Genomic DNA, 521 nt, shown 5'->3' with positions numbered 1-521 from the left:
GGCGTCGGCCTGTTGCTCCTGGAGCGGTTGTCGGATGCGCGACGCAACGGCCATCGGGTGTTGGCGGTGATTCGGGGTTCGGCGGTGAATCAGGATGGTGCGTCGAATGGTTTGACGGCGCCGAATGGTCCGTCGCAGCAGCGGGTGATCCGTCAGGCGTTGGCCGGTGCGGGGCTGTCGGCTGCCGGGGTGGACGCGGTGGAGGCGCACGGTACGGGGACGACCTTGGGTGACCCGATCGAGGCGCAGGCGCTGCTGGCGACATACGGCCAGGAGCGTCCGGAGGACCAGCCGCTGTGGCTGGGCTCCATTAAATCCAATATCGGGCATACGCAGGCGGCCGCCGGTGTGGCGGGTGTGATCAAGATGGTGCAGGCGATGCGGCATGGCGTACTGCCCGCCTCGCTGCACGTCGATGAGCCCACACCGCACGTGGACTGGGCCAGCGGTGCGGTACGGCTGCTGACCGAGCCGGTGGAGTGGCCGCACAGCGAACGTCCCCGCCGGGCCGGAGTGTCCTC

Annotated in this window: 1 pseudogene; it reads left to right on the top strand. The window is 69.1% G+C overall.

Annotation, left to right across the window (positions count from 1 at the left end):
* A pseudogene (locus EEJ42_RS30910) lies at positions 1-521 on the top strand (polyketide synthase); the annotation flags it as partial.

Origin of the sequence: Streptomyces botrytidirepellens, from assembly GCF_003721215.1 — a bacterium.
In the GTDB taxonomy this organism is placed as follows: Bacteria; Actinomycetota; Actinomycetes; order Streptomycetales; family Streptomycetaceae; genus Streptomyces; species Streptomyces himastatinicus.
This window is presented reverse-complemented; position numbering and strand designations above follow the sequence as displayed.